The 23,171-nt window shown below is 47.6% G+C and carries 12 protein-coding genes and 2 pseudogenes; 11 read left to right on the plus strand and 3 right to left on the minus strand.

Going from position 1 to position 23,171, the window contains the following annotated elements; genetic code table 11:
* Positions 1–14 precede the first annotated feature (14 nt).
* The 6 genes from cyoA (at position 15) to D3222_RS04770 (ending at position 6,316) form a co-directional block, all read left to right on the plus strand.
* Positions 15–950, plus strand: a complete 936-nt coding sequence (cyoA, locus tag D3222_RS04745; RefSeq protein WP_118985113.1) for a cytochrome o ubiquinol oxidase subunit II — start codon at positions 15–17, stop codon at positions 948–950.
* Positions 951–954: 4 nt separating this feature from the next.
* Positions 955–2,946 (plus strand): cytochrome o ubiquinol oxidase subunit I, encoded by a 1,992-nt coding sequence (gene cyoB / locus D3222_RS04750; RefSeq protein ID WP_118985114.1) that lies wholly within the window; start codon positions 955–957, stop codon positions 2,944–2,946.
* Positions 2,936–3,550: a cytochrome o ubiquinol oxidase subunit III gene (locus D3222_RS04755; protein WP_118985115.1), complete on the plus strand. Its 615-nt coding sequence runs from the start codon at positions 2,936–2,938 to the stop codon at positions 3,548–3,550. The genes cyoB and D3222_RS04755 overlap by 11 nt, the downstream gene beginning before the upstream one ends.
* Complete coding sequence (locus tag D3222_RS04760) at positions 3,550–3,882, plus strand: cytochrome o ubiquinol oxidase subunit IV (RefSeq protein WP_118985116.1); 333 nt, start codon at positions 3,550–3,552, stop codon at positions 3,880–3,882. The genes D3222_RS04755 and D3222_RS04760 overlap by 1 nt, the downstream gene beginning before the upstream one ends.
* 12 nt (positions 3,883–3,894) lie before the next feature.
* Positions 3,895–4,779 carry a heme o synthase gene (cyoE, locus tag D3222_RS04765; protein WP_011148018.1) on the plus strand — a complete coding sequence of 295 codons (885 nt, stop codon included), beginning with the start codon at positions 3,895–3,897 and terminating at the stop codon, positions 4,777–4,779.
* 157 nt (positions 4,780–4,936) lie between these two features.
* Positions 4,937–6,316 (plus strand): MFS transporter, encoded by a 1,380-nt coding sequence (locus tag D3222_RS04770; RefSeq protein WP_118985117.1) that lies wholly within the window; start codon positions 4,937–4,939, stop codon positions 6,314–6,316.
* 123 nt (positions 6,317–6,439) lie between these two features.
* On the opposite strand, the gene D3222_RS04775 is transcribed toward D3222_RS04770, so the two are convergent.
* The gene (locus D3222_RS04775; protein ID WP_118985118.1) at positions 6,440–6,931 is read right to left on the minus strand and encodes a YajQ family cyclic di-GMP-binding protein; all 492 of its coding nucleotides are present in this window, start codon (positions 6,929–6,931) and stop codon (positions 6,440–6,442) included.
* Positions 6,932–7,125: 194 nt separating this feature from the next.
* Between D3222_RS04775 and D3222_RS25800 the strand changes: the two are divergent.
* Positions 7,126–7,466: pseudogene (locus D3222_RS25800) on the plus strand (IS982 family transposase); the annotation flags it as partial.
* Between the two features lie 147 nt (positions 7,467–7,613).
* On the opposite strand, the gene D3222_RS04785 reads toward D3222_RS25800, so the two are convergent.
* Positions 7,614–16,460 carry a TcdA/TcdB pore-forming domain-containing protein gene (locus tag D3222_RS04785; protein ID WP_118985119.1) on the minus strand — a complete coding sequence of 2,949 codons (8,847 nt, stop codon included), beginning with the start codon at positions 16,458–16,460 and terminating at the stop codon, positions 7,614–7,616.
* A gap of 545 nt (positions 16,461–17,005) precedes the next feature.
* On the opposite strand from D3222_RS04785, the pseudogene panE reads away from it, so the two are divergent.
* Positions 17,006–17,918 (plus strand): annotated as a pseudogene (panE, locus tag D3222_RS04790) (2-dehydropantoate 2-reductase).
* A gap of 81 nt (positions 17,919–17,999) precedes the next feature.
* On the opposite strand, the gene thiI reads toward panE, so the two are convergent.
* Entirely contained in the window at positions 18,000–19,448 is a 1,449-nt protein-coding gene (gene thiI, locus D3222_RS04795) for a tRNA uracil 4-sulfurtransferase ThiI (RefSeq protein WP_118985121.1), read from the minus strand.
* A 200-nt stretch (positions 19,449–19,648) separates the two neighbouring features.
* Between thiI and xseB the strand changes: the two genes are divergently transcribed.
* The 3 genes from xseB to dxs all read left to right on the plus strand — a co-directional run bounded on the left by xseB (position 19,649) and on the right by dxs (position 22,777).
* Positions 19,649–19,927 carry an exodeoxyribonuclease VII small subunit gene (gene xseB, locus D3222_RS04800; RefSeq protein WP_118985122.1) on the plus strand — a complete coding sequence of 93 codons (279 nt, stop codon included), beginning with the start codon at positions 19,649–19,651 and terminating at the stop codon, positions 19,925–19,927.
* A 4-nt stretch (positions 19,928–19,931) separates the two neighbouring features.
* Positions 19,932–20,849, plus strand: a complete 918-nt coding sequence (ispA, locus tag D3222_RS04805; RefSeq protein WP_118985123.1) for a (2E,6E)-farnesyl diphosphate synthase — start codon at positions 19,932–19,934, stop codon at positions 20,847–20,849.
* Between the two features lie 62 nt (positions 20,850–20,911).
* Positions 20,912–22,777, plus strand: a complete 1,866-nt coding sequence (gene dxs, locus D3222_RS04810; protein WP_118985124.1) for a 1-deoxy-D-xylulose-5-phosphate synthase — start codon at positions 20,912–20,914, stop codon at positions 22,775–22,777.
* Positions 22,778–23,171 lie beyond the last annotated feature (394 nt).

Raw genomic sequence — 23,171 nt, forward strand, 5'->3', positions numbered from 1 at the left:
TTTGGAGTCGTTAGATGAGACTTATGAAATACAATAAAGGTATTGGGATATTGTCAATACTAGCGGCTACTCTCGTGCTGAGTGGCTGCGATATGGTATTGATGAATCCTAAAGGCGCCATCGGCGCTGAACAAAAAACGCTGATACTCACGGCTATTGGCCTGATGCTGATCATCGTTATTCCGGTAATCATCATGGCATTCACTTTTGCCCTGCGTTACCGCGAAGCCAACAGAAGTGCTACCTATCGCCCTAATTGGGCACACTCAAATAAAATTGAGCTGGTAGTATGGACCGTTCCTATCATTATCATTATTATTTTAGCAACCATTACCTGGAAAACAACCCACGAGCTTGACCCATATAAGCCACTGGTCAGTGATGAAAAACCAGTGACTATCGAAGTTATTTCTCTTGATTGGAAATGGCTGTTCGTTTACCCGGAGCAAGGCATCGCTACAGTTAACGAAATTGCTTTCCCTACCGGGGTTCCCATTAACTTCAAAATCACCTCTGATTCTGTGATGAACTCATTCTTCATCCCACAGTTAGGAGGTCAAATCTATGCAATGGCTGGTATGCAGACTAAACTTCACTTAATTGCCGATGAACCTGGCACTTATAAAGGTTTATCCAGTAGCTATAGTGGTCACGGCTTCTCTGGCATGAAATTTACTGCTACAGCTACCGCAGATCGTGAAGGTTTTGAACAATGGGTTCAAACAGTGAAAGCTTCTCCCAAAACCTTGGATACCATGCAAGCATTTGATGAGTTAGCCAAACAGAGCCAAAACCATCCGGTTGAATACTTCTCAAGCGTTAAGCCTAACCTGTATCAAGACATTATTGCCAAATTTATGGGCAACATGAATATGCATGGCGGCCACGGTGCAACGACAGGTCATAACATGAATATGAGCGAAACGGCTCATGCCGGAGTTGAGGAATAAAGTAATGTTGGGAAAATTAACACTTGATGCAATCCCATTGCATGAGCCCATTGTCATGGTCACTCTTGCAGGGATTCTCTTCGCAGGGCTCGCAATTGTCGGAGCCCTGACCTATTTCCGTAAATGGAAATGGCTATGGAGCGAGTGGTTAACCAGCGTTGACCACAAGAAAATCGGTATTATGTACATTATCGTGGCTCTGGTCATGATGCTCCGTGGCTTCGCCGATGCCATCATGATGCGTGGTCAGCAGGCTGTTGCTTCCGCGAGTGAAGCAGGTTTCCTGCCACCGCATCACTATGACCAGATTTTTACCGCCCACGGCGTCATCATGATTTTCTTCATGGCGACACCTTTTGTTGTCGGCCTGATGAACATCGTGGTTCCACTACAGATCGGCGCTCGTGACGTGGCATTCCCATTCCTGAACTCACTGAGTTTCTGGTTCTTCGTCGTTGGTGTTGCACTGATTAACATCTCTCTGGGTATAGGTGAATTCGCTCAGACCGGCTGGTTAGCTTATCCTCCGCTCTCAGGTATAGAATATAGCCCAGGCGTTGGAGTCGATTATTGGATATGGAGTCTTCAGATATCCGGTATCGGTACATTGCTGACAGGCGTTAACTTCTTTGCCACGATCCTGCGTATGCGCGCTCCTGGCATGTCTATGATGAAAATGCCTGTATTCTCCTGGGCAGCACTCTGTACTAACGTACTGATCATCGCAGCATTCCCGATTCTGACGGTTACCATTGCCCTGCTAACTTTTGACCGTTACATGGGTACCCATTTCTTCACCAATGATATGGGCGGTAATATGATGATGTATATCAACCTGATATGGGCTTGGGGTCACCCTGAAGTTTATATTCTGGTGCTGCCGGTCTTTGGTGTTTTCTCTGAAGTGACTGCGACGTTCTCGAAAAAACGGCTGTTCGGCTACACTTCTCTGGTATGGGCAACCATTGCCATCACCGTATTGTCGTTTATCGTATGGCTGCACCACTTCTTTACGATGGGCTCTGGTGCGAACGTTAATGCCTTCTTCGGTATAGCCACCATGATTATCTCGATTCCGACAGGTGTTAAGATCTTCAACTGGCTGTTCACCATGTATCGGGGCCGTATTGAGTATAAGACACCGATGTTGTGGACTGTTGGCTTTATCGTCACCTTCTCTATCGGTGGTATGACTGGCGTTCTGCTGGCAGTTCCAGGTGCAAACTTCGTTCTGCATAACAGCTTGTTCCTGATTGCACACTTCCACAACGTTATCATCGGTGGTGTTGTCTTCGGTTGCTTCGCTGGTACTGCTTACTGGTTCCCGAAAGCCTTTGGTTTCACACTGAACGAAAAATGGGGTGTCCGCGCATTCTGGTTCTGGATCATTGGCTTCTTTATCGCCTTTATGCCAGTTTACGCACTCGGCTTCATGGGGATGACCCGTCGTATCAGCCAAAATATCAACCCTGAATTCCATACTCTGCTGGTCGTCTCCGCGATTGGTGTTGCACTGATCGCCGTTGGTATCCTGTGTCAGGTCATTCAATTCTACGTTAGTATCCGTGACCGTGACCAAAACCGTGACCTGACCGGTGACCCTTGGGGCGGACGTACTCTGGAGTGGGCAACATCTTCTCCACCACCGTTTTATAACTTTGCTGACGTTCCACATGTGCAAACGCGTGATGCATGGTGGGATATGAAAGAGAAAGGCATCGCTTATAAACGTCCTGCTAAATATGAAGAAATTCATATGCCTAAAAATGCCGGTGCAGGTGTGATTATTGCTGGCTTCAGCTTGCTTTTTGGTTTCGCTATGATTTGGCATATCTGGTGGCTGGCTATCGCAGGCTTCGCTGGCATGATTATCACTTGGATTGCGAAAAGCTTTGATGACGATGTTGACTACTACGTACCAGTTGCTGAAGTTGAGCAAATTGAGAATCAGCACCATGAACAAATTAGCAAGGCAGGTCTGAACCATGTCAACTGAAACTATGACTAACCACAATCATGCCCATGAGGATCATGGGCACCACGATACGGGAGCCACTAAAGTATTCGGTTTCTGGATCTACTTGATGAGTGACTGTATTTTGTTCGCATGTCTGTTTGCGACTTATGCAGTGCTGGTTAACGGAACCGCAGGCGGCAAATCTGGTAAAGAAATTTTCGACCTCTCTTTCGTATTGGTCGAAACTTTCCTACTGCTATTCAGTAGTATCACTTATGGCTTTGCCATGTTAGGCATGAATAAAGGAAAAGTTGGCCAGGTTAACGCCTGGCTCGGCATGACTTTCCTGTTCGGCCTTGGCTTCGTGGCGATGGAATTGTACGAATTCCATCACCTGATTGTTGACGGCCACGGCCCTGACCGCAGTGCATTCTTATCTGGTTTCTTCGCACTGGTTGCTACTCACGGTATCCACGTTACCTGTGGTCTGGTCTGGATTATCATCATGATAATCCAAGTAACCCGCCGCGGTTTAACTGATGTAAATAAAACCCGTCTGAACTGCCTGAGCTTATTCTGGCACTTCCTGGATGTGGTATGGATCTGTGTATTTACCGTTGTTTATCTGTTAGGAGCTATGTAATGAGTCATTCCAATACCGCTCATACTGGAGCTAGCCACGGTAGCCTGAAGTCTTATCTTATCGGCTTTGTTCTTTCAGTCATCCTGACAGTGATTCCGTTCTGGATGGTAATGGATGGTTCCGCCTCCCATGCCACTATCCTGACAACGGTAGTCGGTCTGGCTGTGGTGCAGATTCTTGTTCATTTTATCTACTTCCTGCACATGAACACTTCATCAGAAGAGCGCTGGAACTTAGTCGCATTGCTGTTCACTATTTTGATTATCGGTATTGTTGTTGTTGGCTCGTTATGGATCATGTACAACCTCAACATTAATATGATGGTTGATTAAAGAGCTGCATATATGATTAAGCAATACCTGCAAGTAACTAAACCAGGAATTATCTTCGGCAATTTAATTTCTGTCATCGGTGGTTTTCTACTCGCCTCGAAAGGGGTGATTGATTACCCTTTGTTCATTTCGACTCTACTCGGCGTTTCATTAGTCGTGGCTTCTGGTTGTGTATTTAACAACTACATTGACCGTGACATCGATCGGATCATGGAAAGAACAAAAAACCGCGTCCTTGTAAAAGGGCTTATTGATCCGAAAATCAGCCTGATTTATGCATCAATACTGGGTATTGCTGGCATAGTGCTGCTCTATGCAGCAGCCAATGCTTTAGCAATGCAATTAGCGATTATCGGTTTTGTCGTATATGTAGGGGTTTACAGCCTCTACATGAAAAGGAAATCTGTTTATGGCACGTTGATCGGCAGTTTGTCCGGTGCTGCACCTCCGGTTATCGGCTATTGTGCAGTGACTGGTCAGTTTGACACAGGCGCGTTGATCCTGTTACTGATTTTCAGCCTGTGGCAAATGCCGCACTCGTATGCCATTGCTATTTTTCGTTTCAAAGATTACCAGGCAGCCAACATTCCTGTACTGCCCGTGATTAAAGGCATATCTGTGGCGAAAAACCACATTATCCTTTATATCCTGGCATTTATGATTGCAACCCTTATGTTAGCTATCAGCGGCTACGCTGGTTACAAATATCTGGTCGTTGCAGCCGCAGTGAGCGTCTGGTGGCTAGGAATGGCGTTATCCGGTTACAAAACTGATAATGACCGCATTTGGGCTCGTAAATTATTTATATTTTCTATTGTGGCAATCACTTCCCTGAGTGTCATGATGTCTATTGACCCGCATGTGCCCTCAGAAGCCTTCCTAACTTACGTCCGGTAATGTTCCTTGATGGCAGTGGCTTACCCCCTCTGCCATCAGTTTCCTTCCAGCCTATTATCCCCTCTCCTTAATACTTCAATATTATTAATTCAATTAACTATTTACCCCTTATTGAAAACCTATCTACAATGACGCATCAAAATATTTCGAGGTAATCATGAACGATAATAAAATGACGCCACTTGAGCTTCGGGCGACATGGGGCCTAGGTTCAGTTTTTTCTCTGCGAATGCTAGGCATATTCATGGTTATTCCTGTATTAACAACCTATGGCCAGAATCTAGAAGATGCCACCAAAACACTTATTGGCATCGCCATTGGCATTTATGGTTTAACCCAGGCAATTTTGCAGATCCCTGTTGGCCTGCTTTCTGACAAAATTGGTCCTAAACCCTTAATTATTGGTGGATTACTACTATTCGTCCTTGGCAGTATCATTGCTGCTCTCAGTGATTCTATCTGGGGCATAATAATTGGACGAGCGCTACAAGGTACTGGAGCGATATCTGCTGCAATCATGGCGCTACTTTCTGATTTAACCCGAGAACAAAATCGAACTAAAGCGATGGCTTTTATTGGCATTAGTTTCGGAATAATTTTCGCCATAGCCATTGTACTTGGCCCAATCCTGACTCATGCCATTGGGTTAAACGGTCTGTTTTGGGTAATTACCATTCTGGCCGGTTGTGGCATTCTAATAACACTATTTGCTGTTCCCTCCGCAGATAAACACATGCTTAACCGTGAATCAGGCATTGTCCGTTACAGCTTTCGTAAGGTTCTGGCTGATAGCCAATTGCTGAAACTTAACTTTGGCATTCTCAGTTTGCACACTTTACTCATGGCAAGTTTTGTCGCCTTTCCTCTAGTGATACAACAAGCAGGGCTCCCTAACCAACAACTTTGGAAGGTTTACCTGATCACTATGCTAGTTTCATTCCTATCTGTTGTACCTTTCATTATTTACGCAGAAAAAAAACGTCGCATGAAACAAGTGTTTTCACTGTGCATCACAATGCTGCTGATTGCTGAAATTGTATTATGGGCGGCGGGACATCACTTATGGGTGATTTTTATCGGCATACAAATTTTCTTTATTGCTTTCAATGTAATGGAAGCTATCTTGCCATCACTCATCAGTAAAGAAGCACCAGCGGGTTATAAAGGTACAGCAATGGGTATCTACTCCACCAGCCAATTTTTAGGTGTCGCTTTAGGAGGTGGCCTTGGTGGTTGGTTATATGAATTAAAAGGAGCACCGCTGGTATTTGCGGCAGGTATCGTTCTGACAATCATTTGGTTCATTATCAGTATAACGATGAAACAACCTCCTTATGTCAGCAGCATCAGAATTTCTCTACCAGAAAATATAGTCAATAAGGCATTGCTGGAACAAAAAATTCTTGTTCAGCCCGGCGTTTGCGATGTCGTTATTGTTCCGGAGGAGCATAGTGCCTACATAAAAGTAGATACTAAGCTGACAAGCAGAGCACAACTTGAACAATTGATAGCTAATAATAATGACACGATAGATTAAGTATCAAACCAGATAACCCCTACTCGCTCCGATTCGATATTAAGGTAAATTGGGAGCGGTATTCCCGGCTAGGAATACCCCACTCCACATTAAACTAGATATATCAATCCATTGTGTGGAAAATCAATCCCGGAAATTAGTAAACTGAAATGGCTGTCCCAGCTCTGCGCCACGAACTAATGCCATAACACTTTGCAAATCATCACGAGCTTTACCTGTCACTCGCACTTGCTCACCCTGAATCTGTGCCTGTACTTTCAGCTTACTATCCTTAATCAGCTTCACGATCTTTTTCGCCGTAGGGGTATCAATCCCCTGCTTCAGAGTCGCTTCAACGCTATAAGTCTTACCACTGTGCAACATATCATCAGGGATATTCAATGCAGAGCCATCGATACCACGCTTAGCCAGCTTTTCACGCATAATATCGACCAACTGACTTACCTGAAAATCTGACTCACTGGCAATCTTGATAGATTCACTTTTTTCATTTAATTCGAAACTGGCGCTGACATTACGAAAATCCCAACGGCTAGCGAGCTCGCGCTGCGCATTTTCTACCGCATTGCGAACTTCATGCATATCAATTTCTGAAACAATATCGAAAGATGGCATGATCCATGACCTCCTGATAATCAATAAATTGGCATGATAACCGCTTTCCATTGCCAGCAAAAGCTCTATACTTGGATTGAACTGCACCCCAAAAATTAGACACTAACTAATTAACCTTATATCTTGATTATCACTTTTGCAGAGCGATAATCCCCTGACTGATCATCAGGGATGGATAAACGAGTTGAACTCTTCTGCTCTGCGATGTCGATGATTTTTACCGTGTATTCATTCCACTCTGGGAACAACAATGTATCGAGGAAGGACGTCGTTAGCGCAGTACGTCATGGCCGCATAAGTGCCTGCGAGATTATGACCATTGTGACTGCTTTTCATATGTCACATTATCGCAATTTCAAAAATTTCTACTTTGGATTAATCCGACGATACCCTCAACAAGACTTTCCCACCCTGCTCAGCTATACCCGTTTCCTGGGCGTCGTCTCCTCGGTTTTAGGACCTCTTTGCAGCTATTTGGCAGGTGAAAGGGAAACCTACGGGGCTCGCCTTTATCGACTCCACGAGTATTCATGTTTGATCATGGTCTACTTGGAGCCAAGAGACAGAAAGGGCTTTGCGCCCCTCCCGTGATTTCTTTTACTAGTTCAAAATAATGAAGACACCAGTACCGCCTATGCGGTCTGACAGTTTTGCCGCAAGTGTTCGCAAACACCATCACCGGTTACTGGATGGCCCAAGACAGTTCAAACAAACCATCCCTAACTACTCCCATCCTGGTAAAACACTCGACCAAGTGATCAACGCTGATCACCGACGAGGAACCTTTCAGCTTGATTTTCAGATGCCGGTGCGTCACTGCCTGACTACCAAACACCTTGCGCATCACCAGGGCCGTGCCATTGGCCGAGTCGGTCAATATCAGGTCATCCTCGTGACGGCTGACGAGAATTTTTTCCGCATCGGCCACCGGTATGATCAAATAATCCAGGGCCTCGCTCGGGTCATCGTTGTCAATGATGATCGTGCGGTAATGAGACCACATCGCCTCATTGAAACAATAGGTATCACTATCAGCCCCGCCATGCAGCACCACGCTGTCGACACCAGCAATCAGCAGAGGTGTCAGCTCGTCCTGACAGCCACTCATTCCCCCGCCCTGAAGCAACAGCGACGAACCAATGCGCTCGACACCGGTATAATGCATACCACCGCCCTGAATCCGGTACAGCGCCTGGTCCGTTGGGCTGTACACATAGGCGCCCTTCTTCCCGGCATCAACTCCGACGAAACGAAGGTTGTTTGCGGCGGCAGGGATACCACCAACGGAGAACAATTGGCCACTGTCGACATCGAACCATCCTCGCGTTTCATTGCCTTGCAAGGTCAGCACGCCTTTAGTAGACCACTGACCGGCAACCTCAGCAAGTGCTTGTGGCAGACGGGCAAGGTTGTCCTGTTGCCAACCTTTGTCGACGGCAACCAACTGCAATTTGCCGTCATTGGTTCTCAGCAGGATCTCGCCCTTAACAGTGGTCAAGCGCAGCCCGGCATCAACTTGCTCCGCCGCCTTGAGGTGCAGTTCAGGCGCCAGCTCACTGGCGGCGGGAAGCTGCGCCGAGGCTTCAAGCACCGCCTCGGTACCGAACGCGGCAGCCAACGCATCGGCAGTCATAGGCGGCTGACGATACAACTTACCGCTGGCGAGTTCGAACAGTTGTGCACTGGAACCGTCCGCTTCAAAACCCAGAAACTGTAGATGCTTGTCTTGCAGGGGAGCCGAAGCCACCACCACCTGGCCGTTGTGGTACCACACCGGCAGCTGGTTGCCATTGGTGCCCTTGACCCCGAACACCGCCAGAGTGGCTCTAAAACCGGTAACACCGGCCAAGTCCTGCCACCAGTGGGTATGTTTCTTGAGCCAATGCTCGTTAACCGCTGCGTAGCTAAGCTGTCCCAATGCATCAAGCTGAGCCACATACCCATCCTCGGTTATCGCAATCAGGTGACCGTTCACATTGATCACATTAGCCAAGTCCGGTGTGGTGACCCGTAATGCGCTCGGCTGGTTAGCGTCGAGTACCTCCTGCCCTGGCCCTTCTTGGCGGAACAGAGCCTTTTTCTCCTTGCTGTAGAAGAAAAACACTTCCTTACCACCGGGCTGCGGAATACTCCCCGCCAACACCAGATCGGCCGGAATATCCCAGGCACTACGGGTCTGTTTGCGCTCTTCGAAGTTCAAGGTCTGATCCGCTGGTGGCTCCAAATTTGGTTTGATTAACGTCCCGTCGCTGGTACGTATCCAGTAACGATGCGGTACGCGAGCCGCATCCAAGCCGAACAGCGTGACCAACTCTGCACTGGTCGGCTTGATCAACCGTACTCCCAGCGTATAGGTCGGAGTCTCGCGCGGGATACCATCGCTCTCATAACCCTTGCGTATAACCTGAAGCTCATCATCATGCCGGCTAGTACCTGCCGAAAGCTGGAGCAACTCATCATCACCCACTGCACTAACCAACTCCATTCGGTCACCGAGAATCTGATAGCCCAGCTCAGCCCCCCTCTCCTCTGGCCGCTCCTTTAGCCGTTCCTTTAGCCGATAATGGCGCGCCAGGTAAACTATCTTTCCCTCCTGCCATAGCCGACTGATCTTACCGTCATATTGGTTGAACCATAGTTCAAACTGCGCATCGACCTGTCCGGTAGCGATGTCTACCCGCCACACCGCCACATTATCGGCGTCGTAGAAATAGGCATAGTCATCTACCACCGCACCCAGTTGGGCATGTCTAGCCTGTTTCTGGCTGGTGTCGGTAAACAGCATACGGTCCTTGACCACATCGTAGAACGCTCGACCGACATCTCGCCCCTTGTGGAGGTAGTTCTCGACCACCACGTACTGTCCATGTAGCTGATGCGCCTTATTCAATTCTTTTAAGTGCTGCTCAATTTGCTGGCCGGTCCCCTGCCATGCGTTCGCATTTGTGCTTACCAAATTAACGGTCAGCTTCGAGTTAGAGAAAACGACTTCGTGCACCTCACCTTTGTTGACCACCGATACCGGCTTATTCTGGGTCGGGTCAAGCTCTACCACAACCCCGCCGACCACCAGCTGATTCTTCGACACGCTAATGCTGTCACTGGCTAGCTGACTGCGGTCAATGATCCATTCACTGGCAGCAACGTTCGTGAGCTTAACTCGGGTGCCTTCGTTGAGGCCGATCTGGTACTTACCACCTGCGCCCTTGATCTCGTAACGCAGGTAGTCATGCAGCTCCTTGGGCAACTTAGGCACCACCAGTTGTCGGTCACGCTGATCGAGCACCACCTCAATCGGGGTGTCGACGTACTCATGATTAATCCTGCGGATTGTCTGCTCACCCGGAAAGATGTAGAAGTCGTAGTCGAACCGCTTGTCTTTCTCGAGCTTGCGGATAACGTCAAAGCCGGTGTCGTGGCGTGTGGTAGCACCGGGGAGCAGCATGTATTCGTATCTGATGTAGGACTTGGGCGTGCCCGGCAGGATCACTACACTGTCGCCGTATTCAAGGGGCTTGAAAGCCTCCTTGTAACCAATGCCGCTGCGCACCTCGATTGCCTCACTACGGTCGTGGACCATTCGCGGAAAGTCACCGATCCAGAAAAAATAATTGATTTCCCCCGAACCGGTAGAGCCGGAATGAGTACGGTAGATATATTGGCTGTCGAAGACTATCTGGTTCTTTTGCAAGTCGAGGCACTTGACTACCGCCCCAGGCAGGGACACCAGCACCTTCTTCCCGTTCTCAACTTTATGATCATAGCCATTGTCTCTATACGCCTTGTCGACCATGTCGAAGTAACGGCCCACCGCCTTGGCATCCTCGGCAACCGCACCAAAAGCCTGTGCCAGTGCCGTAAAACCCACTGCGAGCCCACCAAGGATCACCCCGGCTCCACCGAGTACTGCCGCAGCCGTCGAGGCACCGACCAATCCGGCCCCCACCCCGGCAGCGCCAGTGACAAAGCTAGCCGAGTCGAACGCCAGCTGGGTACCGAACACAGCCTTCTGTACATCGTTTTCGGCGTGGGCCAGCTCATAGGCATCCAGACCGACCATGACGCCACCAAACAATATACCAGCGCCTTCATTGACGGTATGGCCCAGGCTCAAAGCAAAGTCCTTAAACGAAGTTTCGGCGGCCTTCGCTTCGCCGCGCAGCGCCGTGCTCACCAATTCAGTGATCTTGACCACGTCCTGGAGACTACCGTGAGCCATCTGAGTCAGACCAAGATAGCTATGGATCTTGAGTGCAGTGGCTAGATCAGGCGAAACCACTCCGCTTGCAGCATCATGGCGGTTCTTGTCGGCAAACCACTGGATCAGCGTTTGGACCGTAAACCCGGCGTTCAACCCGTCCACCGGCGCGACCTCGCCAACCCCGCCGCGAAGCTGCATCCGACCATTCTCCAGGGTAAAGTGCTCATTCAGCACACTCATGTGTTCATCGACGAAGCGCCGGAATTCGACAAAAGTGCTATCGTCGGTGGTCAACCAGCGGGTCTGCTCGGGTTGGTCACGGTTGATGAACTGGACCCGGTAGCGACCTTCTCCCAGGTCCTCGGTCGTGGCAATAATCGGTAGCCAATAGCTGTCCAGTTGGTGTTCTTGCGCCAACCGGGTGCTGGCAACTTCAAACCGTGCCCCTAATTGCTCGGCATCAAGGGTCTTGAGCAAGGTACTCAGTCGCAAGTCTTCCGTGACCCGCTCCGGTGCTCTCACCGCCTGCTCGACCTGGCGCCGTTGCCCAATGACACTGGCCAGTTCCTCGAATCGGGTCAGATCGGCCACGTTCAAGCCATTGCCCACAGGTACCTCAGCCATCTTACCGGTATCGATCTCAACCACGTTGAAGGCCGGCGCCGACTGACTGCCGAACGAGCCATAGTGTACGGCCAGATTGTGCCCAACTAAGTGCTTCTCCATCGCCCTAGACAAATTATTAGTGTTGTCGAAGGCAAAGATGCCGACGTTCGGGTCATAGAAGTAGTAGCGACGCCCTTCGGCTGTGTCAGTGATCCCTACCATCATCGAGTGATTCTGGGTATTGAGCGCGAACATCGCAGTGTGAGTCGTTGTGGTCAGCAGCGACACCACTTCGGACAAATTGAACAGGTCCAGTTCCGTGGAAGCCTGAACGGCTTCAACATTGGAGTGCAGCCGGATCAGGCTGTTCTTGAGCAGCGTGGAGCTGCCTGCCTGTGGGTCGGCGGAAGCGAAGAACAGTTTTTGCACCAGATTGTTGATGCCGGTCTCACCGCCACTAGCCAATGCCACAGCCATAGCCCTGACCAAGGGGTAACAACGGCCACCGGATTGGTCACCGATCAGCGACAGATAAAAGTCCTGTGGTACCAAGCGATTGAAGACACTGCCGGCATCATGGAAGTCCTCACTGAACACCGCAGTCTGCCATAGTACCTTATCGATGTATTCGGCCTGGCTGGTTTCGGTGATGCGACCGCTCAAGGCTCCCCGTTGCTTGGCGGTGAGTTTTCCCTCAAGAAACAGGCGTTTCATGTCGAGAACTGACGTTTCATCATCCACCCCGGGGATATTGATCTTACGGAAGTTGTGCAAACCATCGGTAAACGCAGTATCCAATACACCACGCTGGTAAACCTCGGCGATCGCATAACGCTCACCCACGCTGCTGGTATGCTCCCCATCCTGAATAGCCGTATCGTTAATCCTTACCACCGCAGCGCTGCCGTCTTTGGCCTTGATTTGCTGCCAGAGCCAGGTCTTCTCGACAAAGTCGGATTCACGCAATACTGAATCGTACTGTGCCCTGTAATAGTCCTGCGTAAGATTCAGTTGTTTGATCTGCTGGTCGATCAAAGCCGTATCGCTTGAAGTGCGTCGTGCTTCCTGGAGCTGGTAGCGCTTATCTGCCACTTGATTGATGTCGGCAGAGACCTTGGCCCGAACTGCTTTGCGCAACTGGGTCCATGCGGCAATCGCTGGATGTTCGGGAGAAAACTCGCCCTCTGTGTAGACACCGTCAGCAATCCCTTCGACCGACACCCCAAACTGCGTTGCTACCTTCTTCAGTTGTTGGTGAACCTGCTCGCGGTAGGTGGCAAACTTGTCCTGATTGCGCTGCCCCACCTGACTGTCGGCGACCTGGTTCGAAAATGGCTCCCCATCATCGCGCAGCTTCGGCCAGACCTTCTGTCCATCTCGTTGATATTCTTGACGCTGGAACGCCAGTTGCCATTCGCCATGAACGTATTGCATGTACGCCATGGCAAGGCCCTCGGTGGTACCGGATACCTGGTAATCCTTGTAGTCGACTGCCATCACCACATTGTCGTACAGCAGCGAGCTGTTGACCCGGCCATCGTGGTAAACTCGGTAGGTATTGGCGTCAAGATTGGTCACCACCAGCGAGCCACCCGACAACGTACCGGTGAAGAGGAAGTTGCCCAGTACCGCCTGCTTGGGAATGTCCACATAGGCAGGCACCGCATTAGCTTGGTCCGAACCGTTGTAGCCAAGGAAGTACGCCAACTCGCGGTTTGTCGATATATCATAGGTGCTTCGCTCGGTGTATTCGAGCTCATACAAGTTAGGCGTGACTTTCACCAACTGAGCATTACCCTCTGCCGGCAGGCGGCCCGACTTGACCAACGCCTCGGCACTAATGGTATGGGTTTTGGCGAACTGTGTAGGATCAGCAACAAACTGATGGATATCAGCACTACCTTGACGGGGTTCAAATCTATCACCTACAGACGCCAATCCGCCCTTGAGTTTGAGATCCTTGCTGGTAAAACTCGGTGGATGAAACTCACCAGCCTTCGGCAAACCCTGATTGATGATCGGCAAAACTCGCGCCATTACTCCGTCATACAGTTCACTCCACAACACCATCACTCTGCCTTTAGCGCGGTACTTGTCGAACATCTGTAACATGTCCTCGCCGATACTGCCCGTCCCTTTCGGTTCATAACGCGCAGCGACGTAGAAGGTTTCGAAGAACGAATGATAGCCGTTACGGATCATGAAGGCCGCATTGGCCATCTGGAACTGCCAGTACTCCTTGACGCTCAACGCCCTACCGAACAATTCCGGCAAAGCATTGCTAACGGTCTGGGTGGTCCCGGAAATCCCCCCCACGAACGGGGTGTCCAAGTCATTCATGTAACGTGTGGCGTCATTATTAGGGTCCGGACGGAACTGGTTGTAGCTGCGGTATTTATCGTCCTTGATCAGGTACGAACCATCGTGATACGCCAGCCCCTCAGAGTTGGTATTGAGGATCAGATACGGGTCGGGCTGATTCAAACGGTTATTGATCATAACCTTGTCAGCCCCTAGCTCTCGGTGGGAATTGACCGGGACCGCAGCCTTGGAAAGGCCATCAGCTACCGGGCGCAAGGCATGGAACAAGACCTGTTTTCGCAGGCTCTTGCCCTCATTACTCAACAGCACCGCCTTAACCTCCGGGCGCAATTGCGCATCAGCGCTCTCAAGGCCCTGGGGACCGGCCAACAACAGGGTGAGCAACTTGCTATCCAGCGAGCGCTCAACCGTGGCCTCATCAAAAACCGGTATTTTCGGGTTGTTTTGATGCTGTGCTTCATTGGCTTTGTCGACCCGCTGGGTTTCCGCTTCTTTAGCCTGAGCGCGCCATTGTTCGTACAGCGGTTCCAGCAGCTTCTTGGCCTGGGCAATGTCACTTTGCACATAACCACTTTGCAGAACCTTGACCACAGCCGCGTTCTTCACCAGACTCTCCGCCAACCCGAACAGCAGCGAGTCATTATCGACACGCTGCCAGACCGAAGCGGCGAACGCCTGTTCCCACAGCACCTTGTTCAGGTTATTGCCCTTGATATCGCGCATACTGTCACGGGGGAACTTCGGCGCCAGCATCCCTGCTGGGGTGATGTGATTGCGTTCGAGCAAACGCACCAGTTGCTGATCGAACTCCGTGCCTTCAACGCTGCCTTTGAATAAACGACTGGCCTTCTCCCCATCGTCTCGCAATTGATCCAGCTTCTCAAAAAATGCAGCGTTGTATTGATACAATTCGGCGGTCTGCGCCTTGCTCAAGTGACTACTGCTAATCTTGTCACCGTCAACGCTCATCACCACAAAGGGCGTTGCGGACAGGTAGGTTTTGCTTTGGAGTTTACCCTGGGTTTTGCTCCGAGGCATTTCCAATAAGTACTGGCGACTGGCAAAACCGACCGAGCGTTCCAGCTCATGAGTATTGACGAAAAGCCCATCACGGTCCGGGTAGTAACTGTTCTGGCGAAACCCCTCCAGGCCGATAGTCTGGAAGCTGGAGATATCCGCATTTTGATTGATCAGGTCACTCAAGGCGCTTGGCAATGGTACCTCACGGGGGATAGTGGTACTCAGAGCCTGGCCGGATACCTGAATCCCAATCTGGTTCGGCACCTTGCGATCAACGTTGGTCAGCAGCATCTTGTGACCGTCACTCAGCAACTGTGCCTTGAAACCTTCGCGCAAGGTGCTTTCCGAAACCAAGTAATTGGCGAAGTACTTCTCAACGAATGCAGTTTTGACCAGCACCGAGCGAATTGGCGCATAGGTCGGCGAACGGGAGGATGGCGGCTCACTTTTGAGCCGGTATTGTTGTTGCCAGGCCAGGGAGCGGGCTGCGGTACCGAAGGAGAAGTTGAGTACCCCATTCGTCGACACGACCAACCTACCGTTCTCCAGGAAGAAGTCCTTGAAGCGGCCATCAGTGCTGGCATTGACCAACGCGACGTTCATGCGGATGTAGCCAGGACGCTCCTCCATCATCAGTAGTGAAATATTTACCGGCAGATCATCGGAGGCTTGAGGCACCTTGGTCAGCGCGTCAAGGGCCGCAGCCTCTTCCTTAGGGGATGATGCATTGAGAAAGGCGTTGTAGCGGGCATTGACGTCCTTGTAAGCTTGCAGTTCGGAAAACAGCGTCACATATTTTTGGCTAAATGTAGAGTCGGCTACCTGTATGGCCAGTTGCTGTTCCAAACGATTAATCTTGTCATTCAGCTTAGCCCGCTTGTTCACCTTATCCTCCTTCAGGAGCACCTCCTTCGAGGTCACCTCCTTCAGAGTCGTCGTATTCAGGGGCGCCGCATTCAGAGCCTTTAAGCCGCCGGGACTCAGCATTCCCAGGATCTTGCCCCAAGTGCTGTCAAAGTGCGTTATGGCCGTTTGCTGACGGCGGTATAACAAGATGTCGCGGTCCAGTTGCTGCTTGTAGGCGTTGACCGCCGGAGTGCCGCGCACATTGTCCATCGTCTGCCGTCTTTGCTGTAACGTCTGCAAATGGTCGCCGACAGAAACAGGGTTGTCCTGCATATGAAAATGCTGGGCAGCCAGCACACTCTGGGTACTCTGCTGCATTTCTTGCAGCCGGTCGATTACCTGCCTGATATAGTCGGCATGCTCGTCAGGGCTCATGTTGAACCATTCGGTCTGACGACCCGCCGCCTTGATCTGTTGATAGATCAGAATATTAAGCCGTTTCGTAAAGTCTCTAGATATAGGTATAAAAGCCATTGCAGTGATCCTTTGTCAGTTTTTGAGGGAAGCCCTTCACACCGCGAAAGGCTGTCTGTCAATACGGATTTGTTATCCAATACATTTACCGTAGGATTCCCGCACATACGGCCGGGTCGAAGGTAAATGTCATTTGATGCTCCTTTATTTGGGTGATAGTCGCAGGTCATGGTTCTTTAGGTTGGTGAATATTGGATAGTCAATAATTCTTTGCTCTGTCGTTGTAGTCATCATTATTTCCTTTATTTTTCGTTTATATTGCAGACCATATGAATGATAACGTTGTAATATAATCAACTTTGAATATATCTAAATATCAATTATTAATAATTTGAACTATTTATTAATATGATTATTTATGTATGGACATATTTTTCAATCATATTGTTGCGTTTTTTATAAGGCATTGAATAAATAAAGTGATGAATTTTAGAAAGGTTATTTATTGACCGGTTGTTATATCTGATTTTTTGGGGTCACTTCAGATTAGCGAGATTTTATCATTTCTATCCATTACTATAATGGCGTCTTTCCCGGAGGATTATATGAAGATAACCGTTCTTGGCTGTGGCGCTATAGGAAAACTGTGGCTAGCAGCATTATCGCAACAAAAACATCAAATACAGGGTTGGCTAAAGAGTTCCCGGTCTTATTTATCTGTTCGTATTGACGAAATTAATGGGGAAATATTCAACCAACCAATCCCAACTAATAACAGTAACCATCTTGCCAACAGCGAATTACTGCTTGTCTGCCTGAAAGCATGGCAAGTCGCTGATGCAGTGAATAATTTACTCCCCAAACTTTCACCTAATTGTCCAATCTTATTACTACACAATGGCATGGGTACCCAAGAAGAACTATTATCAGCGCCTAATCCCATACTTCTTGGCATCACAACGCATGGTGCATATCAGGATGACCAACGGGTTTATCATACCGCTTCTGGGTTAACCTATATCGGTTCAGTAACGTCAAATGCAACTGGGCTTAGCTCTCTGGCTAATGTATTACACCAATCTTTGCCAGATGTTGCATGGCATAATGAAATTCGCTCTATTAGTTGGCTGAAACTTGCCGCTAATTGTGTCGTAAACCCGCTGACTGCACTTTATGAGTGCCAAAATGGAGATTTGCTTCGCTATCCTGAACAATTGAATATTTTGTGCGAAGAAATTATTCAGGTTATGCAACGAGAAAACATACATACCACTGTCGACAACCTGATTGCCTATGTCTACGATGTGATTAAGCTTACAGCAAAAAACTACTCTTCCATGTTGCAGGATGTCCGCGCAAAACGTCACACTGAAATTGACTATATCACCGGTTATTTATTACGCCGGGCCAGTGCACATGGTCTGTCCACCCCTGAAAATACCCGTATCTATAACCTAGTAAAACATAAGGAAAGATGATTATGAACCCTTCAGCACTCATCTGCCTAGCTCACGGTAGTGAAGAAATAGACAAAAACATCTTACTTTATACAATTCAAGGTTCACGTAATAGGAACCCCGAAATGTATAATTAAAGCAATTAAGGCCGATAAACTTTCACGTTATCAAAACCCTGTTCAGATAAATAAAGTGCCTGCAAACGGCTCATTACTCCACGTTCACAATAGAGCAGATAAGTCTTCTCCTTTGGCAAATCACCAAATTGGCTGCTCAACTTATAGAATGGCAATGATTTGATTTCCACACCATTCAACTGTAATGGTCGATCATCTTGTTCATCAGGCGAACGAATATCCAATAACACATCCGTTGGCGCGAACGCTGTCACTGTTTCAATTTCAACCACTTGCTCATTTCTTTGTTCTGCGATCTGACGAATATCAATATTCTGAGCTTCACTAACAACTTTTTCCAGAATATTAAAATCGAAATTCGCTTCTTCTGCTTCAATTTTAGCTTTAACGGCTTTGACTGTCGGGCTTTTTGAAATAACACCACAGAATTCAGGCATGGTACGAGCAAAATCCTCAGTGCCTATTTCACGTGCCAACCTGATAATGTGCTCTTTATCATGAGAAATCAGTGGCCGCAGAATCAACGTATCCGATGCATTATCAATCAAACGCAAATTAGTGAGTGTCTGGCTGGAAACCTGTCCCAAAGCCTCACCGGTAACAATCGCCTGCACGCCATAACGCTCTGCAACTTTAGATGCCGCTCTTACCATCATCCGTTTAAGCACCACCCCCATTTGGCCGTCATCAATTTTTTCCAAAATTTCAGCAACAACAGGTTCAAAATCCACAGCAACGAAACGGACTTTATGGGAACGACCAAAACGATTCCAAAGATAATGAGCAACCTGCTTCACACCAATTTCATGAGCAGAACCGCCAAGATTGAAGAAGCAATAGTGAACACGACAGCCACGGCGCATTAGCATATAGCTGGAAACACCAGAATCAAAGCCTCCAGAAATTAGAGACAATACATCTTCCTGCGTTCCGATAGGAAAACCACCAATCCCCTCATAACGGGCTTTTACCAGAATCAGCACATCTTGATCAATTTCCAGATTAACAGTCACATCAGGATGATTGAGTTTTACTTTTGCAGATTCAATATGCTGGTTTAAACCACCACCGACATAACGTTCTACTTCATTGGAAGTAAATTGATGTTTACCGCGACGTTTAACCCGAACACAAAATGTCTTATTGTGGAGCAATTCGCCATAAGCCTCATAAGCTTGTTCAAAGATATGATGCATATCACGAAATTCACGCTCTTCTACTTGCAGAATATGGTGGATCCCGGGGATACGTGTCAGAGCATCACAAATTTGAGCGCCAAGGTTTTCATCTTTAGTACGAACTTCGATATTATCCCAATGGCGAACCACTGCAATATTACCTCCTAACGTTTTAAGCACATTGCGAATATTACTCGCGAGAATTTTAATAAAGCGCAAACGAACAGTTTGGCTCTTGATCGTGATTTCAGGGAATAATTTAATAATAAACTTCATAGTGAGTTATAGTAGTAGTTAGGCATTTTAATAAATAAAACTGATGGTATGTTTTGGTTGTCAAATCTAGGCCGCGAAGTATAACACTATCTCGTGGTATAGCGCGTAAAAAACACAAAATCAGTTAAGGATTTGTTTGCACCAACGTAATAGGATAGTCTGCAACTCTCAGGCGAACTCTGTATAAATAGTAAAAAATTATGCCAAAGAAAAATGCAATATCAGAAAGTACAAACAGTACGCCAGAAACTGCACCGGCAATGACATTTGAAAGCTCATTAAAAGAGCTAGAACAGATCGTCGCCCGACTGGAATCAGGTGAACTGGCACTGGAAGAAGCCCTAAGCGAGTTTGAGCGTGGTATTCAATTAGCCCGTCGAGGGCAACAAACTTTGCAACAAGCAGAACAGCGAGTACAAATTCTGCTTAATGATGGCGCCCAATCTCCATTAAGTCATTTCTCCCCGGATACCGAATAAGCCTATGTCTGAACAAAATTCAACCCAATTTAAAGAACAGCTTAAAATCTGTCAACAACGAGTCAATAACATTCTGATAAGCACATTATCTTCGCTGGCATTTGCAGACAATCCACTAGTTCACGCAATGCAGCATGGCACTTTACTCGGTGGTAAACGTCTGCGCCCATTTTTAGTTTATGCCGTCGGTGAAATGTTTGGATTATCCGCAAATAATCTGGATGCTCCAGCAGCAGCCGTTGAATGTATCCACGCCTATTCATTAATTCATGACGACTTACCTGCGATGGATAACGATGATTTACGCCGTGGACAACCAACCTGCCACATAAAATTTGGGGAAGCTCACGCGATTCTGGCGGGAGATGCATTACAGGCTTTGGCGTTTGAAATCCTATCTAAAAGAGAAATGCCGGATGTTACAACAGCAGATCGCCTTGAAATGCTTGCTGAATTGGCAACCGCCAGTGGTATAGCCGGTATGTGTGGCGGCCAAGCCCTGGACTTGGCCGCTGAAGGCAAACACATTGATCTTCATATGCTGGAACAAATTCATCGTCACAAAACGGGCGCACTTATCCGTTCCGCTGTCAGAATGGGCGCATATGGTGCAGGCCAAAGTGGGCATGACGCCTTGCCTGAATTGGACCAATATGCCCAGGCGATTGGTCTCGCATTCCAAGTTCAGGACGATATTCTTGATGTCATTGGCGATACCGAAATGATAGGAAAACGTCAAGGCAGTGACCAACAGTTAAGAAAAAGCACTTACCCTGCACTATTGGGGTTAGAACAAGCACAGAAAAAAGCATACGAACTGTATCAAGAAGCCTTAAAAGCTTTGAGCAAACTGGAAGATAAATCCTATAACACAACAATGCTGCGCGCACTTGCCAGCTTTATTATTGAACGTAATAACTAAGGTCTGCTGGTAAATTTACCCGCTGGCAGCTCTATTAATAAACACTTCTTAACGAGCATCAAATGAGCATTGATATAGCCAAATACCCCACATTGGCATTAGCGGAAAATCCTGAAGAACTTCGTATGTTGCCAAAAGAGAGCCTGCCGAAGTTATGTGATGAACTTCGGCAATTCCTGCTAAACAGTGTCAGTCGCTCCAGTGGTCATTTTGCCTCCGGTCTTGGTACCGTTGAGCTGACTGTGGCATTACATTATGTCTATAAAACGCCTTTCGATAAATTGGTATGGGATGTTGGTCATCAGGCTTATCCTCACAAAATCCTGACAGGACGTCGAGATCGTATTGATACGATTCGTCAAAAAAATGGTCTTCATCCTTTCCCGTGGCGAGATGAAAGTGAGTATGACACCTTATGTGTTGGGCACTCATCGACCTCTATCAGCGCTGGATTAGGTATGGCAATTGCTGCTCAACGCGAAGGCAAAGGCCGCCGTACAGTTTGTATTATCGGTGATGGTGCGATAACAGCGGGTATGGCTTTCGAAGCGATGAACCATGCCGGGGATATCGACCCGGATATGTTAGTCATTCTTAATGACAACGAAATGTCTATCTCAGAGAACGTTGGTGCGTTAAATAACCATCTAGCCCAACTTCTTTCCGGTAAACTCTACACCACATTGCGAGAAGGCGGGAAAAAAGTCTTTTCCAATCTACCACCGATTAAAGAACTACTGAAAAAAACTGAAGAACATATCAAAGGCATGGTTGTTCCTGGCACTTTGTTTGAAGAATTGGGCTTTAATTATATTGGCCCCATTGACGGACATGACGTACTGACATTAACCCAAACGCTGAAAAACATGCGTGAACTGAAAGGGCCGCAGCTACTGCACATCATGACCAAGAAAGGTCGAGGCTATGCGCCCGCTGAAAAAGATCCCATCAGTTGGCATGCGGTACCTAAATTTGATCCGGCCACTGGCGCATTACCTAAAAGCTCAGACAACCGCCCTACTTTCTCCAAAATCTTTGGAGACTGGTTATGCGAAGAGGCCGCTAACGATAAAAAACTGATGGCAATTACACCTGCCATGCGTGAAGGTTCTGGTATGGTGCGTTTCTCCCGCGAATATCCTGATCAATACTTTGATGTCGCCATTGCGGAACAACATGCCGTGACTTTTGCCGCTGGTTTGGCTATTGGTGGTTACAAGCCGATTGTCGCTATCTATTCGACATTCCTCCAACGTGCTTATGACCAAGTTATTCATGATGTCGCCATTCAGAATCTACCTGTTTTATTTGCAATCGATCGCGGCGGTATCGTGGGTGCTGATGGTCAGACACATCAAGGCGCTTTTGATCTCTCATTCCTCCGTTGCATCCCCAACATGGTCATTATGGCGCCCAGTGATGAGAACGAATGCCGCCAGATGCTACACACTGGCTATCATTATCAGCAAGGTCCAGTAGCCGTGCGCTATCCACGAGGAACCGGAACGGGTGCGGAACGCCAACCATTTGAACAATTACCAATTGGCAAAGGTGTTATTCGCCGTCAGGGTAAGAAAGTTGCGATCCTAAACTTTGGTACCCTATTACCTGATGCAATAACCGCGGCAGAATCACTGGATGCAACTGTTGTCGATATGCGCTTTATTAAACCACTGGATAAAGAATTGGTATTAGACATGGCGGATAACCATGATTTATTGGTCACACTGGAAGAAAATGCCATTATGGGCGGCGCTGGAAGTGGCGTTAATGAACTATTAATGCAGGAAGGCCGACTGGTGCAGATTCTGAATATTGGCTTGCCTGACCAATTTATACCACAAGGTAGCCAGGAAGAAATCAGAGCGGATTTAGGACTTGATGCCGCCGGTATTCAGAATAGCATCAATAAAAGGCTATTTTCCTGAGTGTATAAGGGTAATAGGGTATTTATCCTATTATCCTTACTATTATATATAGCAACATAGTTAATTAACTATATAATTTATTTATTGATAAAAACAAACACAATATTCATACTAATTATGAAAATTTGGCATATTATAATTAATATCTTTGTGAATTTTATTTTCTATAATAAATAGAAATTCATCATCAATCAAATAACAATCCATTGATTTAAAAACAATAATTACATCTGTAGGTATAATTATTGTAAATGAAACATGGATAACTCGCAAAAAAGGACGTACAAGGATTAAATAAGTAAATAAGTAAATAAGTAAATAAGTAAATAAGTAAATAAGTAAATAAGTAAATAAGTAAATAAGTAAATAAGTAAATAAGTAAATAAGTAAATAT

It is taken from the genome of Photorhabdus sp. CRCIA-P01, assembly GCF_003545805.1.
Lineage (GTDB): Bacteria > Pseudomonadota > Gammaproteobacteria > Enterobacterales > Enterobacteriaceae > Photorhabdus > Photorhabdus antumapuensis.